The following is a 15920-nucleotide window of genomic DNA, read 5'->3' as shown; positions in this document are numbered from 1 at the left end:
CTTTCTGGACCCGACGTCCAGCGCAAGACGCGCGGTGTTTGTCGGGGAGGCCGCGGCTCGGGTAGGAACGGCCTTTTCCCCCAAGGAGGAAGACCATGCCAGACGTCATCGTGGTGGGCGCGGGCCACAACGGACTTGTCGCGGCGGCGATGCTCGCGCGCCGGGGCCTGTCGGTCACCGTGCTGGAGGAGAAGGACCAGGTGGGCGGCGCGTGCAAGACGGAGTACCCGTTCCGCACCGCCCCGAAGCTGGGCGTCTCCACGGGCGCGTACCTCCTGGGGCTGATGCCGCCGGAGCTGCTCCAGGAGCTCCAGTTGGAGCTGCCCCTCAAGCGCCGCGACCCACACTACTTCCTGCCCACGATGGACAAGCGCTACCTGCTCTTCGGCTCGGATGAGCGGGAGCTGGAGCGGCAGTTCCGCGAGTTCTTCTCCGAGGCGGACTGGAACGCCCACGTCGCGATGAACGCGGAGCTGGGAGCGCTGCGCGAGGACCTGGCGCCCGCGTGGCTCCTGCCGCCCCTGTCGCTGGAGGAGACGGCGGAGCGCTACGTGCGCCCTGCCCTGCGCCAGCACTTCATCCGGCTGTGTCGCGGCACGGCGCGCGAGTACCTGGAGCGCTTCGGCTACAAGTCCGACTTCGTGAAGGCGATGTATGCCGTCACCGACGCGTTCTCCGGCCTGGACGGCGGCTACGACACGCCGGGCACGGGCATGAACCTGCTGGTGCACAACCTCTGCCGGCTGCCGGGCAGCGGCGGCACGTGGATGATTGTCGAAGGCGGCATGGGCACCGTCACCCAGCGCATCGCGGCGCTGGCGCGCAAGCACGGCGCCCAGCTGCGCACGAACGCGAAGGTGGCGTCGGTGCGCGTGGACGGCGGCGTGGTGAAGGGCGTGGTGCTGGAGGGCGGAGAGGAGCTGTCCGCGAAGGTCGTCGTCTCCAACGCGGATCCCTTCCGCACGCTGAAGCTGGTGGACACCGCGGCGCTGCCGGAGGCCTACCGCCGCAAGGTGGACGGGCTGTCCGCTCCGGGCACCACGCTGAAGGTGAACCTGTGCCTCAAGTCGCTGCCCACCTTCACCTGCCTGCCGGAGGACCGGGGCCAGTTCGGGCCCACCATCCACCTGCTGCCCCAGGAGGACGACGTGCTGGGGGCGCTGGCGCACGGCTACAAGGAGGCGAAGGCGGGGCGGCTGGCGGAGTTCCCCTCCATCGAGTGGTACGTGCACACCACGGTGGACCCGACCCTGAAGGACGCGGAAGGGCACCACAACTCCGCCCTCTTCGTGGAGTGGGTGCCGGAGAAGCTGGAGGGCACCACCTGGGAGAAGGAGGAGGCGCGGTACGTGAAGCACCTGCTGTCCATCTGCGACCGCTTCGCGCCCGGCACCAGCGACCTGGTGCAGGAGTACTTCGCGCTCACGCCGCCCAAGATTGAGTCCCACTTCGGCATCACCCGCGGCCACATCCATCATGTGGACAACAAGCGCGGGTTCACCGACCGGTTGCCCTATGAGACGCCGGTGCAGGGGCTCTACTTCTGCAGCGCGGGCTGCCACCCGGCGGGCAGCGTCATCGGGGCGGCGGGGCACAACGCGGCCAACGTGGTGCTACAGGCGCTCGGACGCTGACAGGGAGTGCGGTTCACGGCGGGCGGAATGGACGTTCCATGGATCATTCGGCCCGCCGTGTTTAGATGACTGTCCCCATGAGCTACCTCGTCCTCGCCCGTAAATGGCGCCCGCAGAAGTTCGATGACATGACCGGCCAGGAGCACGTGGTCCGGACCATCGGGAATGCCATCAAGATGGACCGGGTCGCGCATGCGTACCTGTTCTGTGGCCCTCGCGGGGTGGGCAAGACGACGGCCGCCCGCCTGCTCGCCAAGGCCCTCAACTGTGAGCAGGGGCCCACGGCGACCCCGTGTGGCACCTGCCGGGCGTGCACGGAAATCACCGCCGGCACCAGCGTGGACGTGGCGGAGATCGACGGTGCGTCCAACAACGGCGTCGAGAACGTGCGCGAGATTCGCGAGAACGCGAAGTACCTGCCGCAGCGCGACCGCCACAAGATCTACATCATCGACGAAGTCCACATGCTCTCGGGGGCGGCGTTCAACGCGCTCCTGAAGACGCTGGAGGAGCCGCCCGGTCACGTGAAGTTCATCTTCGCGACGACGGAGGCGCACAAGCTCCCGGACACCATCCTGTCGCGCTGCCAGCGGCACAACTTCCGGCGCATCTCCGCGGCGCGGATGCTCCAGCGCCTGAAGGAGATCTGCCAGGCGGAAGGCGCGGGCATCTCCGAGCAGTCGCTGTCGCTGGTGGTGCGCCAGTCCGAAGGCGGCATGCGCGACGCGCTGAGCCTCCTGGACCAGATCCTGGCGTCGTGCGGTCCCAACCCCACGGACGAGGCCGTCGCGGAGGCGATGGGCGCCATCGACCGCACGGTGGTGCAGGACTTCGCGGAGGCACTGGTCCGCAAGGACGCGAAGCGCGTGCTGGGCCGCGTGGACGAGGTGTTCAACCGGGGCCTGGACCTGAAGCGGCTGGCGGAGGAGCTGGCGCTGCAGCTGCGTCACCTCTTCGTGACGAAGTCGCTGGGCGAAGCGCCCGCGGAGCTGGCCGAGTCCGAGCAGAAGGCGCTCCTGGCGCTCGCGAAGGAGGCGGACACCGCGCAGCTGTCCCGGCTGTTCGACATCGTGCACGGCTGCATCTGGGACGTGTCACGAGCGGCGCAGCCCCGGCTGGCGCTGGAGATGGCGCTGCTCAAGGCCATCCAGCTGTCCCCGGCCGGTTCGATTCCCGACCTGCTGGCCCGCGTGGAGCGGCTGTCCGCGGGACTTGGCGCGGAAGGCGCCGCGAAGAACACGTCCGGAGCGCCGGGAGGTCGCTCCGGTCCCGCGAACTTTCGCGTCTGAGGTCCAGACTGAAGTCCGCGCGTCGGCCCCCGTAGCGGTAGCTCCGCGCCCTGTCGAAGCGCAGGGGGCTTCCGCGCACGCGGGGGGCATGCCACGCACGGCCGACGTTCAGAGCCCCTCCGCGCACGCGGGGGCCATGCCACGCACGGCCGACGTACGGAGCCCCTCCGCGCACACAGGGGCGACGTCACGTCCGGTCGATGCGCAGGTCCCGTCCGCGCACGCGGGAGCGCCGTCTCATCCGGTCGATGCGCAGGTCCCGTCCGCGCACGCGGGAGCGCCGTCTCGTCCCTTCGAGCCACAGGCTGGATCCGCACTCACCGGCGCTTCGCCGCGCATGACGGATGCGCAGGGTCCGTCCACCCACGCGGGCGCCACCGTTCGCACCTTCGACGCAGCAGGCCCAGCGGTCCACCCGGCCGCCAACGGACATTCGCGCGAGGCCCAGGGTCCCGCGGCCTACGCAGGCGCCAGTCCTCGTCCCTTCGGCGCTCAAGACGCAGCCGCCCGGACGACTCCCGCGCCCCAGTCCTTCGAGGCTCGCGGCGCACCCACGGCGCACGACGGCGCACCGCCCACGGTCGTCACGCGTGCAGTGGAGCCGCCCCAGGCCGGTGCTTCCGCCGTGGCCACGCGGACGCCTCCCGCCGTGCTCATGGAGGGCCTGTCCCCCTCCGCGGCCCGTCCTCTCTCCTTCCTGCGCAATGGTGGCGCCGCGGGTGCCCCCGTTCCGACGCCCGCCGCCGTGCCTCCCGCGCCGGTGGTGATGGACGACCTGTCGCCCTCCGCCGCGCGTCCGCTGTCGTTCCTCCGCAATGGCGGCGGCGCGGCCCCTGCGATGGAGTCCCCTCCGGCTCCGGCCGTCGTGATGGACGACCTGCCCCCGTCCGCGGCCCGTCCCCTCTCCTTCCTCCGCAACGGCGGCGCCCAGCCCCCGGCTCCAGTGCCGGAGCCCACGCCCGCCGCTCGCGCGCCCGAAGCCGGGCCCACCGTACGCATCACCAACATGCGCAAGCCGGAGCCCGTGGCTCCGCCCGAACCTCCGTCGCTCGGCGACGAGGACGTGGACGAGCGCATGTTCCCGGAAGAAGGCTCCGCCGAAGGCTGTGCCTCCGGTGAGTGCATCCCCGTCGCGGAAGCCGCCCCCGCTGAACCGGAGCCTCCGGAGCCCGAACCACCGCCCGCGATGGCGCCCGTCGCCACCAGCCGCGACAACCCCAACCGCTCCCTGCCCGAGCGCTGGCGCGCCGCCGTGGAGACCGTGAAGGCCGCGTCCGTGCGCCACGGTACGGCGCTCGCCAACGGCCGCCTCCAGTCCATGAAGGCGGGCGAAATCGTCCTGGGCTATCCGCCCTCCGCCGCCTTCCACAAGGCCGCCGTGACGGCCCCCGCGGGCAAGGCCGCAGTGGATGCGGCGCTGGCCTCGCACTTCGGCCGGGCCGTGAAGCTCACCATCATGGACGTGCCCCAGACCCAGGACGTCCTCCCGGGCGGCATGGGGCTGAGCCTCTCCGAGCAGGACACCCAGAGCCGCGCCACCCACGAGAAGAGCACCGAGGGCAAGGTGCGCTCCCACGCCGCCGTGCGCTCCATCCTCAAGATGCTGGGCGGCGAAATCGAGCACATCCAGGTCTACGAGCCCGAGCGGCCACCGGCCAACCTCCCGGACGTCCCCGCCGCTCCTGACGACTGACAACGCCGCGCGGCCCCGCTAGGGTGCGCGGCAACGTCCCTGCTCCGAGCGGCGCCATGACGGCGCGCGCTCCCACGGCCGGGGACCGAGGAAGCACATGCCCGGCATCGACCTGAACTACTTCATCCGGCAGGCGAACAAGCTCACCGAGAAGATCGAGGAGCGGAAGAAGCAGCTGGCGGACGAGACCGTCGAGGCGAAGTCCGGCGAGGGCCGCGTGACGGTCGTCGCCAACTGCGTGCAGGAGATCCGCAGCATCAAGATCGACAAGAGCGCCATCGACCCCAACGACCCCGGGATGCTCGAGGACCTCATCACCGCCGCCGTGAACGCTGCCCTGGCGAACAGCCGTCAGCACATGAACGCGGAGCTGGCGAAGATCTCCGGCGGCGTGAAGATCCCCGGCATTAATTAAAGACGGATGACCCCCGATCCGCTGAACCGCCTGGTCGCCCAGCTCGCGAAGCTGCCGGGCATTGGTGAGAAGACCGCCCAGCGCCTCGCGTTCCACATCCTGCGGGCGCCGGGCGAGTTCGCCGTGGACCTCTCGCAGGCCATCCGCGAGGTGAAGGAGAAGGTGCACCTGTGCGTGCGCTGTTTCTCCCTCACCGACTCGGAGCTGTGTGGCTTCTGCCGCGACAACCGCCGCGACGAGCGCGCCCTGTGCGTCGTGGAGACCTACTCCGACCTGATGGCGCTGGAGCGCACCCGCGAGTTCAAGGGCCGCTACCATGTGCTGCACGGCGTGCTGTCCCCGCTGGAAGGCGTGGGCCCGGAGCAGCTGCGCATCAAGGAACTGCTGGAGCGCCTCAACGACAGCCGGGTGGAGGAGATCATCCTCGCCACCAACCCGGACATCGAGGGCGAGGCCACCGCGCTCTACCTCACGCGCCTGCTCAAGCCGCTGGGCCTGAGGGTGACGCGCATCGCCCAGGGCCTGCCCATGGGCGGCGACCTGGAGTTCGCGGACCAGGCCACGCTCGCCAAGGCGCTGTCCGCCCGTCGCGACCTGTGACGGCCCTGCTCCGTCCCACGCGCTGAGCGCGGGACGGAAACCGCCTCACCAGCGGCTACTGCGTCACCTTCCACGAGAACGGCATCAGCACGGTGACTTCCTGGTCACGGTGCGCCGGGAAGCGCAGGTTCTCGGCCTGCGTCTCCAGACAGCGGCCCACGGCCGTGGACGCCAGCGGGCCGCGCGTGCCCGCGCGCACCTTGCCGGAGGACACGATGGTGAGCTGCACCTGCACCTCGCCCGCGGCCGACGGCAGGTCGGACTTGTAGCGCTCGAAACAGCCCGTGATTTTCGAGCGGCCGTTGGACACCACGCGCTGGATGTCCTCGATGCCCAGCGACACGCGCCCCTTCACCGCCGGCTTCGTCACCGTCTTGCGAGTGGGCGTCTCCTCCGTCCCCTCATCCACGTGGGGTGAATCCGTCACGGACGCCGCCACCGCGTCACCGCCCGGAACGGAACCGGGGGTGGCCTCTTCAGGGACCTGGGCCTCCGTCCCCTCGGGCGTCGGCGTGGCCGGAGTCTGAGAACCCTGGGCCGCGACCGCCGGGGCCTGCACCACCGCTGGAGGAATCCCGTTGGCCACGGGCGCGGCGGCCTGCTGCACCTGGGCCGGAGGCGTGCCACCCGCAGCCGAACCACCCGGCCGCGCGATGACGAACGCCGCGCCCGCGAGCACCAGCCCCACGCCACCCACCACCCCCGCGAGCCAGCGCCGGGACGCGGGCTTCGTGGGAGGCGTGCTCGCCACGACCTCCGGCGCGGGGGCCTGCACCGGCGCGGACCTGTTCAGCGTGGTCAGCGCCTTCACGCCCGTGCCGCTCGGGCGGGACACCTGCTGCCCGTACGTGTTCGTGCCCGGAACGGCCGGCTGGGCAATCGCCGCGAACTCGGGGTCCGTCGGGCGCGCGGCGGTGAGCGTGGCCAGCGTGGGGATGCGCGTCTTCTCCGTGACGCGCTCCTCGCCGAAGTGCTGGCGCAGGAACGTGCCCAGCGCCGGAGCGCCCGCGGCCCCGCCCTGGAGCTCCGTGGCGAAGGCCTCCAGGGCGACCGCGAAGTCCTCCGCGGTCGCGTACCGGTCCTCCGGCTTGAACGCCATGGCCTTGAGGATGATGGCCTCCAGGCCTGCCGGCAGGTCCGCCCGGAGCGCGCGCGGCTTCTCGAAGTCGCACTGAAGGAGCGCGTTGAGCACCGCCAGGTCGTTCTCGCGGGAGAAGGGCCGCACGTGCGTGACGGCCTCGTAGAGGCTGACCCCCAGCGAGAACACGTCCGCGCGGTGGTCGACCTCCTTGCCCTGCGCCTGCTCCGGCGCCATGTAGATGTACTTGCCCTTCACCACGCCGGTGCGCGTCTGCACGAGGCGCGACTCGGCCTTGGCGATGCCGAAGTCCAGCACCTTCACCTGGCCCTGGTACGTCACGTACAGGTTGGAAGGCGACACGTCCCGGTGCACCACGTGCAGCGGCTGGCCCTGCTCGTTGGTGAAGGTGTGCGCGAAGTGCAGGCCTCTCGCCGCGTCGATGAGCACTCGCACCACCACCGGCAGCGGCACGTACTGGCGGCGCCGGCCCGCGAGCCGCAGCGTCGTGGAAAAGTCCTCGCCCGCGAGGTACTCCATGCAGATGTAGTAGCAGCCCTCCGTGAAGCCCAGCTCGTGGATCTGCACGATGTGCGGATGCGACAGCTTCGCCGCGAGCCGCGCCTCGTCGCGGAACATCTCCACGAAGTCGGGGATGGCGGACAGCGTCGGCAGCATCCGCTTGAGCACCACGTTGCGCTCGAAGCCGTCCGCGCCCAGCAGCTTGGCGAGGAAGATCTCCGCCATGCCTCCCTCGGCCAGCTTGCGCACGAGGACGTACTGTCCGTAGTGCTGGAGGATGGGCGCGGTCGAGGCGCCGGCGGGATCCGGAATGGGAACGTTGGGCTGTGCCATCCCTCAAGGTCCTCGCGGCTTCAGGGTGCGCACCGTGAGTACGTCCGGGGCACCGGGTCGCGTCATCTTAAACACCAGCAGGGGGGGCATTCCCATGGGGGGGACCCACGTATCGAAGCGGTGCTTGGCGTCCAGGGGCACGGCCCGTCCGTTGATGGACAGGCGGGCATTCACGGGCGCCACGCCCGAGGCCCGCACCTTCTCCGCCGCGGACGCACCCTGGCGCGGGCTGTCCACCACCAGCCCCACCACGGAGTTGTCATAGACGAGCTCCAGCTTGTTCATCCGCCCACCCTTGAGGGCCGCGCCCGCCTGCGACAGCGGCGTGACGGACCACAGGTAGCTGCCCTCGCCCAGCGCCCCCGCCTCCAGCGCGGCGCGCGGCTCCGACACCGTGCGCTGCACCACGGGCGTCGCCAGCGAGCCCGCCTTGTACACCGCCACGCGATAGATATGGGCCCGCGGTTCCTCCCCGTAGGTGAACGTCACCGCCGGGGGCTTGTCCTGATAGAAGATGGTCGTCTTCTCCGGCCCCTCCGGCACCACGTTGCGCACCCGCGCCAGCGAGCTCGTGGGGGATTCCGGGGCGAAGTGGACGCTGCCCGCAGCCAGCTGCGTGCCGTCCTCCTTGCGCGCCCGCCAGTACAGCGTGCCCCGCGCCAGCGCGGACACGTTGACGGAAGCACGGTGCACGCGGCCCCAGAGCACCGGGCGCTTGAAGGCCGCGTCCTGCGCCGCCTCCACCACCGCGTCACCCTCGCCCTCCCAGGTGAGCGCCACCTCTGAAAGACCCCGGTGGAAGACCTCCGTGCCGTCGCCCGGGCCCACCGCCACCACCGCCGCGTCCAGCGGCTCCACCTTCGCGGTGCCGTCCGTGGCCACGGTCGCGCGCTCACCGGCGCGCAGCTCCTGCCGCGCTTCTCCCCGCCGCAGCGTCACGTCGCCCGTGTGCGCCGCCACCTGCATGCCTGAGCCGGTGCGGCGGATCTCCAGCCGCGCCCCGCTGCCGGACTCCACCGTCATCTCCGGCAGCACCACGCGGCTCTGGCGCCCCATGGCGAGCTGTACGGCCAGCAGACCCTGGAGCAGGTTGACGCGCGCCTCGTCGATGGTGCCCTGCTGCCCCGCGCTCTCCAGCACCGCCTCCGCGCCCGGAGCGAGCGTCAGCACCGAGCCGCTGTCCTTCAGCGTTAGCACCGCCTCGCCGCCCTTCGCCCGCACGCCGTCGCCGAAGGCCAGCACCTCGCCGTCGCGGCGCACCTTGCGCCAGCGGCCCGTGTCCTTCGACTTCACCTCCGCGTTGCCGGAAGTCGCGCGCACCGTCACCGCGATGGGCGCCAGCTCCACGATGCGCGGGGCCGCGGGCACCACCTCCGCGCGCTCGCGCGTCAGGTCCACTGCGTCGCCTTGCGCCGCGCGCAGCGTCTTGCCGTCCTTGGAGACCAGCTCGATGGCGCCCAGCTTCACCTCCACCCTCGCCGAGTCCTCCGCCACCGCGACCTTCACCTCCGACGGATCCGGCCCCACGCGCGTCAGGCCGAAGGGGGTGAGGATGTTCAACGTCACCTTGGAGCCCGCGCTGTCGGCCTTCCCGCCCGCGGGTACGCGCGACAGCACGATGCCGCGCTCCACCTTCATCACGATGCCCGTCGAATCCGAGCCCAGCGCGAACCGGCCCTCGCTGCCCACCTCCACCGTCCGGCCACCCGGGAAGCGCACCGTCGCGGAGCCCTGCTCGCCCGTCTCCACCGCGTCGCCCGCGAGCAGCGGCCCCTCCACCGCCGGGCCCACCTTGCCGCCGCGCTCCAGGCGCACGTCGCCGGACAGCCCCTCCAGTCGCCCGATGGGAACGACGGCCCCCGCGTCCACCTCCACCACGGGCGGAGGCTTCGGCGCCTCCTCGCGTTCACACCCCGAACAGCCGGAGAGCAGGACGAGCAGCGACAGCGCCAGGATGCGGACAGGACTCACTGAAACCTCGACAACGACGGACGGGCGTCGCGGTGGCACCGCGCGACTCACCGGCGCCTCGGGAACAGATCAACGTTGAGAATGGCCTGCTCGCCTTCGCGCACCGTGACCATCTTCGTCTGGGTCACGTGCCCGGTGGCGGACAGGGTGATGCGGTACGTGCCGCCGCGGACGCGTGCGGTGAAGGCGCCGCTCTTGTCCGTGCGCGTGCGCACCTTCGCTTGAGGAATGCTCACCGTCGCCACCAGCGGCTTGCCGCTCCGAGCGCTGCGCACCTGGCCCACCAGCGTGGCCAGCTCGCCCTTGCGCTCCTGGGCCAGCACCACCACCAGCTCCGCCGTCTGCCCCGCCACCACCACCGCGGCCTCTTCCGTGGCACGGAAGCCCGGCGCCGACATCGCCACGGCCACCGGCCCCGGCGCGAGCCCTTCCAGCAGCACCTCGCCAGACTTGTCCGTGCGCAGCCGGGCGGAGCCTGAAGCGACCTGCACGTCCGGAACCGGCGCGCTGTTCCTGCCCTGCACCACCTTCACCTTGAGGGAGCCCGTGGCCGGTGCCTTCTTGCGCAGGCGCAGCTGCACGGGCGCGCTCTCCGTGGCACCACTGACGGTGGCGACCGCCGTCGCGTCCTCATAGCCGTCCACGCTCGCCTGGGTGGACTGCGAGCCTTCGGGAAGCAGGACCCGCAGCTGGCCCTGTGCGTCCGCCACCAGCTCCTCGTCCGAGCCCGGAGTCTTCAAGGAAGGCACGCGGACGTGCGCGCCCGGGAGCGGCGCACCCGTCTCCGCGTCCACGACGCTCAGCGCGACGAAGCCCTGGCGCGGGCCCTCCACGGTTCGCGACGCCCGGCCCTCACCGCCCAGCGCGACCTCGAAGCCCAGACCGATGCGGCGCATCCGCTGTTCGGAGCGCAGACCGCTGGCCTCCAGCTCCATCGTGTCGTGCGCCTGCTGCACATCCAGGAGCAGGCGCCCCGTCCAACCATCCCGGCTCACCACCGGGTACAGCAGCGCCGCGCCCACGACGTAGCCGGACGACGACGCCTTCAGCCCATCCGCCGCGTGCGCGGAGAGCGTCAGCGGCAGCTCGCCCCGCGCTTCCAGCTGGAGCCGCGCCGGCAGCGCCACCAGCACCCGCGCGGACACCAGCGCCGCGTGCCGCACGCCCCGCTGCAACACCGGCGCGAAGGTGTACCCACCGAACAGCGGCAGCTGCGCGAAGCCGTAGCCCGCGCCCAGCTCCAGCCGCACCGGGCCCAGAAACAGGCGCCCGCGCGGCCCCACCGAACCGCGCACCAGGCTGCCGCCCGTCACGCGCGACGACGCGTCCCGAAGCTCGAACGCCTCGCGCTGCAGATCCACCTGGCCCCCCAGGTACGTCCCCGCCCAGCCCATCAACGTCAGCGCCACGTCGTTCGGCGCAAGCCCCGAGTAGGTGAGCCCGGGCCCTACATCCACCTGCTCACCCTGGCGCGAGGACAGGCCGTAGCGGAAGCGCAGCGAGGCGCGCTCGGACTCGGGAACTTGCGCACGGGCGCTCCCGGAACAGGCGAGCGCCAGGACGAGGACGAGCAGGCGCGGGAGGATGTCGGTGAGGGGGCTCGGGCGGCGCAAGGCCCGGAAGAGTATAGAGAAGAGGGGCAGGTGTCCCAACCCGCGAGGCCGTCATTCCTTCAAGAAGCGGCGCGGATCACGGCTGGCTTCTTGCTGGAGTGGAACTGCTTTGCTAAGCATGACGGCGGTCGGTAGCGCCTCGTCTAACCTCCGGGATTCACTCCAGAAACATCGGAGCGCCGCCGCGCGCGGGGCGAGCGAACGCTGAGGAGCGCATACGCCCATGGGCACGCAACTGGTGATGTACGAAGAGGAGTTCACCAAGATCAACGCCGTTTGCGACCGGCTCACCAAGGACGCGAACGCGAAGGTGGTCTTCCTCGTCGACAAGAACGGCCAGCTCATCTCCTCGGCCGGCCAGACGCAGAACATCGACACCACGTCGCTCGCGTCGCTGACGGCCGGCAACGTGGCCGCCATGGGCGGGCTCGCGAAGCTGATTGGGGAGAACGAGTTCCCCAACCAGTTCCATGAAGGGGCGAAGGACAGCCTCTACATGACCATCGTGGGCAGCCGCGTGGTGCTGGTCGTCATCTTCGACAACCGCACGAGTCTTGGCCTGGTGCGCCTGCGCATCAAGAAGGCCAGCGACGAGCTGACGAAGATCTTCGAAAGCCTCGTGAAGAAGACCGACAGCCCCGGAGCCGGTTCGCCGTTCGCCGAGATCTCCGACGACGATATCGACAACCTCTTCAGCGAGTAACCCGGGAAGCCATGTCCTTCATCAATTACTCATCCCGCGAAATCAACTGCAAGATTGTCTATTACGGGCCGGGCCTCTGCGGGAAGACGACCAACCTTCAGTACATCTACAACAAGACCGCGGCGGACACGAAGGGCAAGCTCATCTCCCTCTCCACGGAGACGGACCGCACGCTCTTCTTCGACTTCCTGCCCCTGTCGCTCGGTGAGATCCGCGGCTTCAAGACGCGCTTCCACCTCTACACGGTGCCCGGTCAGGTGTTCTACGACGCCAGCCGCAAGCTCATCTTGAAGGGCGTGGACGGCGTGGTGTTCGTCGCCGACAGCCAGATCGAGCGCATGGAAGCCAACATGGAGTCGTTGGAGAACCTGCGCATCAACCTGGCCGAGCAGGGCTACGACCTGAACAAGATTCCGTACGTCGTGCAGTACAACAAGCGCGACCTGCCCAACGCGGTGACCGTGGAGGAGATGCGCAAGGCGCTCAACCCGCGGAACATCCCGGAGTACCAGGCCGTGGCCCCCACGGGCGTGGGCGTGTTCGACACGCTCAAGGCCGTGGCGAAGCTGGTCCTCACCGAGCTGCGCAAGGGCGGCTGACACTCCGCCTGCTCCCCTGCCCGGCGGGCTGCCCCCCACCGGGCAGCCCCCGGAAAAGGATGGTATGACCTCGTGCCGTCGGGCAGAGCCGCCTTCCGAGGTCGTACCGTGCGCGTCGCATCCGCCACCTTTCGTCTCCTCGCGCTCCTGAGCGCTGGCCTTCCCGGGCCGGTGTTCGCGCAAGGTGCGTCCCCCACCCCCGCTTCTCCTCCTCCCGCCGCGCCGGCCGCCGCCGCGTCGCCGCAGGCCCCCGCGTCCGCGACAGCGCCCGCTGGCGACCAGACGGCGGATGAAGCCTTCACGTCGCGCGTGAAGACGCTGGAGGAGCAGGTCGTCGACCTGAAGGAGAAGATCTACCGCTCCAAGGCGCGCCTGCTGCTGCTCCAGGAGTCGGTGATGGGCGGCGAGCTGTCCACCGGCGCCCGCGCGGTGCTCGTGCACAAGAACGAGATGGGCAACGCGTTCCAGCTGGAGTCGGTGGTGTACGCGCTGGACGGCGCGCCCATCTTCACCCAGGTGGACACGCAGGGAGACCTGAACCGGCACCAGTCGCTGGAGGTCTTCAACGGCCGCATCGTGCCGGGCCAGCACCAGCTCGCGGTGCGCCTGGTGTACCGGGGCAGCGGCTACGGCGTGTTCAGCTACCTGGAAGGCTACAAGTTCAAGGTGCAATCCAGTTACACCTTCAACGCGGAGTCCGGAAAGGTCACCACGGTGAACGTGGTGGGCGTGGAGAAGGGCGGCCTGACCACCGACCTCAAGGACCGGCCCGCGGTGCGCTACGACATCGAGGTGGCCAAGGACACGCGCGCGAACCGGCCGCCCGGGCCCACGCCTCCGGCGACGGAAGGGGCCGCGGGCACGCCCGCCGCTCCGGCCACCACCTCCAGCGAGCCGAAGTAGGGAGTAGACGGCCGTGACCGCGACGCTGCACGCCCTGGCCCTCGCGCTGTCCCTCGGGGCCGCGCCCGCTCCGGCGCCCCAGGCTCCCAAGCCGGGGACCGCGCTGCCCCCCATGCCCGCCTCGCTCAGCACGCGCGCCGCTTCCGTGGAAGCGGTGGAGGCGCAGCTGCGCGCGGCGGAGCAGTCCCTGCGCTTCGTGGAGACGCAGTTCACGGAGCGCCCCGAGCCCAGCAGCACCGACTCGCAGCTCAAGCGCTTCTCCGAGGGCGAGGTGTACTCGCTCCTGGGGGACTGGGCCGCCGCGTCCGTCCTCTTCTACGACCTGGTGAGCGACCCGGACTTCAAGGCGAACCCGCGCTACCCGGAGGCGGTCTTCTACCTGGCGGACGCGCTCTACCAGCAGAAGAACGACATCGGCGCGCGGGTGTACCTGCGCGACGTGCTGGCGCTGCCCCTGACGCCGCAGCGCTACAAGGAGGCCGTGAGCCGCTACCTCGCGGTGGCGGGCCGGCTCCAGCAGTTCGAGGGCATCGACGCGTACGTGGACAAGGCGCGCCAGTTGTCGGGCGGCGTGCTGGCGCCGGACATCGCCTACGTGCACGCGCGCGGCACCTTCAAGCGCCTGGACCTGTCGCCGGAGGAGCACCAGCAGCGCTCGCGCGCGCTGTTCGCCCCGCTGGCTCAAAGCCCCGGCGCCTTCCGCGTGCAGGCCGTCTACCACCTGGGCGTCTTGAGCGTGCAGAGCGGGGACTACCCGGCCGCCATCGCGCAGTTCCAGCGCATCGTGGGCAGCGGTCCGGACGCGGTGGTCTCCACGGGCCTGGCGGAAGCGGAGGCCCAGCGCTTCCGCGAGCTCGCGTTCCTGTCGCTGGGCCGCCTGATGTACGAGACGGGCCGCTACGACGAGGCGCTGGACCACTACGGCCAGATTCCGCGCGAGAGCGAGCGCTTCCCGGAGTCGCTGCTAGAGGTCGCGTGGACGTACGTGCGCAAGCAGGACTTCACGCAGGCGAAGAACGCCACGGACATCCTGCTGCTCGTCGCACCGGATTCGCAGCTCGCGCCCGAGGCGCGCATCCTCCAGGGGCACCTGCTCCAGAAGCTGCGCCAGTACGACGAGGCGCTGGAGACGTATGACGGCGTGGTGCGCATGTTCATGCCCGCGCGCGACAAGGTGGACGCGCTGCTGCGCGTGAACCACGACCCCGTCGCGTACTTCGACAACCTGCTGGCGCGCAACGAGCGCTCGCTGGACGTGAGCACGCTCCTGCCCCCGCTGGCGCTGAAGTACGCGTCCACGCAGAAGGAGGTCGCGGACGCGGTGCGGATGGTGGGCGACCTGGACAGCGGCCGTCAGGGCGCGGGCGAGGCGAAGGCCATCGCGGAGCGCATCCTGGAGGCGCTGGACGCGCGCGGGCTGGAGGCGTTCCCGGAGCTGCAGGAAGGCTACGTCCGCGCGGAGGCCGTGGACACCGCGCTCACCGCCGTGGAGCAGTCCCTGGTGCAGGCGGAGGCCGCGCTGGTGGAGGAGAAGCTGACGCCTGCCGAGCGCGAGAAGCTGCTCGTCGCCCAGGGCGCGCGCGAGGCCCAGCGGCTGCGCTTCGCGGCGCTGCCCACCACCAACAAGGAACTGGAAGCGCGCCGCCAGCGCATGCAGGCGAAGGTGGACGCGGTGGACCGCGAGGCCTTCCGCGTGGGCTACGAGCTGCAGAGCCTGCACGCCAACGCCGCCGCCATCCGCAAGTGGGTGGAGGACACGCGCGACGAGCGGCAGGCGGACCCCGCCGAGGAGCGCGAGTTCCTGGTGCAGCTGCAGGCGGAGATCGCCACGCTGAGGGATTTGCAGGCGGAGCTGGACCGCACCCGCGCCCGGCTCGCGACCGAGCGCCAGTCCACGGACACGTCGCTGGAGGGCGAGGCCGCCATCCGCGCCCGCTACTCCGCCGCGCTCCAGCAGGAGCACGGCCTGTTGCGCGCCGGTGAAGGCCGGCTGTCCGGCGAGGACACCCGCGTGCTCCTGCGCATGCATCAGGTGCGCTCGCGCATCGACTCGCTGCGCGGCCGCGTGGCGGTGGCCCGGGTGGCGCTGCGCGCGCGGCTGGAGCACCGCGTGAAGTCCATCCGCGACAAGGTGCGCGTGGAACAGGCGCTGCTCCAGGGCTACGAGCAGGAGGTGGCCGCCGCGTCCGGCGACGCCCGAAACCTGGTGGGCCGCATCGCCTACGACAGCTTCCGCCGCGTGCGGCAGCAGTTCTACGACCTGGTGCTCAAGGCCGACACCGGCACGGTGGACGTGGCCTTCAGCCGCACGCAGGACAACGCGGCGAACATCCAGAAGGTCGCCAAGGAGAAGGCGGACGCCCTGCGCGCGCTCGACACGGAGTTCAAGGACGTCCTGTCGTCGGAAGGGGGGGACTGATGGCCCTGCGCCGCCCTGCCCTCGCCCTCCTGCTGGCACTCGCGCCGCTGGCCTCGCATGCCGCGAAGGCCAGGGCCCCCAGCCAGGCCGCCAAGAAGACCTCCACGCCGGCCTCCACGCCCGCCGAGCCTTCCCCCCCCGCGAAGGC

The 15920-nt window shown here is 70.9% G+C and carries 12 protein-coding genes; 9 read left to right on the top strand and 3 right to left on the bottom strand.

The window, feature by feature from the left end:
- Window positions 1-95 precede the first annotated feature (95 nt).
- From D7W79_RS24945 to recR, 5 genes are all read left to right on the top strand, one after another.
- Window positions 96-1634, top strand: coding sequence for a phytoene desaturase family protein (locus tag D7W79_RS24945; protein ID WP_120527895.1), 1539 nt, complete (start codon window positions 96-98; stop codon window positions 1632-1634).
- A gap of 77 nt (window positions 1635-1711) precedes the next feature.
- Window positions 1712-2923 carry a DNA polymerase III subunit gamma/tau gene (gene dnaX, locus D7W79_RS24940; protein ID WP_120527894.1) on the top strand — a complete coding sequence of 404 codons (1212 nt, stop codon included), beginning with the start codon at window positions 1712-1714 and terminating at the stop codon, window positions 2921-2923.
- 337 nt (window positions 2924-3260) lie between these two features.
- Window positions 3261-4616 carry a DNA polymerase III subunit gamma/tau gene (locus D7W79_RS45195; RefSeq protein WP_244221948.1) on the top strand — a complete coding sequence of 452 codons (1356 nt, stop codon included), beginning with the start codon at window positions 3261-3263 and terminating at the stop codon, window positions 4614-4616.
- A gap of 97 nt (window positions 4617-4713) precedes the next feature.
- Window positions 4714-5031: a YbaB/EbfC family nucleoid-associated protein gene (locus D7W79_RS24930; protein ID WP_120527893.1), complete on the top strand. Its 318-nt coding sequence runs from the start codon at window positions 4714-4716 to the stop codon at window positions 5029-5031.
- A gap of 6 nt (window positions 5032-5037) precedes the next feature.
- The gene (gene recR, locus D7W79_RS24925) at window positions 5038-5631 is read left to right on the top strand and encodes a recombination mediator RecR (protein ID WP_120527892.1); all 594 of its coding nucleotides are present in this window, start codon (window positions 5038-5040) and stop codon (window positions 5629-5631) included.
- A 55-nt stretch (window positions 5632-5686) separates the two neighbouring features.
- Here recR and D7W79_RS24920 read toward each other — a convergent pair whose 3' ends face one another.
- Genes D7W79_RS24920 through D7W79_RS45835 form a run of 3 tightly spaced genes read right to left on the bottom strand, consistent with a single transcriptional unit; the run spans window position 5687 to window position 11148 of the window.
- Window positions 5687-7564 (bottom strand): protein kinase domain-containing protein, encoded by a 1878-nt coding sequence (locus D7W79_RS24920; RefSeq protein WP_120527891.1) that lies wholly within the window; start codon window positions 7562-7564, stop codon window positions 5687-5689.
- A 3-nt stretch (window positions 7565-7567) separates the two neighbouring features.
- Window positions 7568-9535 carry a FecR family protein gene (locus D7W79_RS24915; RefSeq protein ID WP_120527890.1) on the bottom strand — a complete coding sequence of 656 codons (1968 nt, stop codon included), beginning with the start codon at window positions 9533-9535 and terminating at the stop codon, window positions 7568-7570.
- Between the two features lie 47 nt (window positions 9536-9582).
- Window positions 9583-11148 carry an MSCRAMM family protein gene (locus D7W79_RS45835; RefSeq protein WP_120527889.1) on the bottom strand — a complete coding sequence of 522 codons (1566 nt, stop codon included), beginning with the start codon at window positions 11146-11148 and terminating at the stop codon, window positions 9583-9585.
- 223 nt (window positions 11149-11371) lie between these two features.
- Between D7W79_RS45835 and mglB the strand changes: the two genes are divergently transcribed.
- The 4 genes from mglB (at window position 11372) to D7W79_RS24890 (ending at window position 15772) form a co-directional block, all read left to right on the top strand.
- Complete coding sequence (gene mglB / locus D7W79_RS24905; RefSeq protein WP_002637270.1) at window positions 11372-11851, top strand: gliding-motility regulator GTPase-activating protein MglB; 480 nt, start codon at window positions 11372-11374, stop codon at window positions 11849-11851.
- Window positions 11852-11862: 11 nt separating this feature from the next.
- The gene (mglA, locus tag D7W79_RS24900; protein WP_014394794.1) at window positions 11863-12450 is read left to right on the top strand and encodes a gliding-motility regulator Ras-like GTPase MglA; all 588 of its coding nucleotides are present in this window, start codon (window positions 11863-11865) and stop codon (window positions 12448-12450) included.
- 108 nt (window positions 12451-12558) lie between these two features.
- Window positions 12559-13353, top strand: a complete 795-nt coding sequence (locus tag D7W79_RS24895; protein WP_120527888.1) for a dihydrolipoamide acetyltransferase — start codon at window positions 12559-12561, stop codon at window positions 13351-13353.
- A 13-nt stretch (window positions 13354-13366) separates the two neighbouring features.
- On the top strand, window positions 13367-15772 hold the full coding sequence (locus tag D7W79_RS24890; RefSeq protein WP_120527887.1) for a tetratricopeptide repeat protein: 2406 nt from the start codon (window positions 13367-13369) through the stop codon (window positions 15770-15772).
- Window positions 15773-15920 lie beyond the last annotated feature (148 nt).

Source organism: Corallococcus exercitus, from assembly GCF_003611585.1.
Classification (GTDB): Bacteria; Myxococcota; Myxococcia; order Myxococcales; family Myxococcaceae; genus Corallococcus; species Corallococcus exercitus.
The sequence above is the reverse complement of the archived record's forward strand: the minus strand, read 5'-3'. Positions and strand labels throughout refer to the sequence as shown.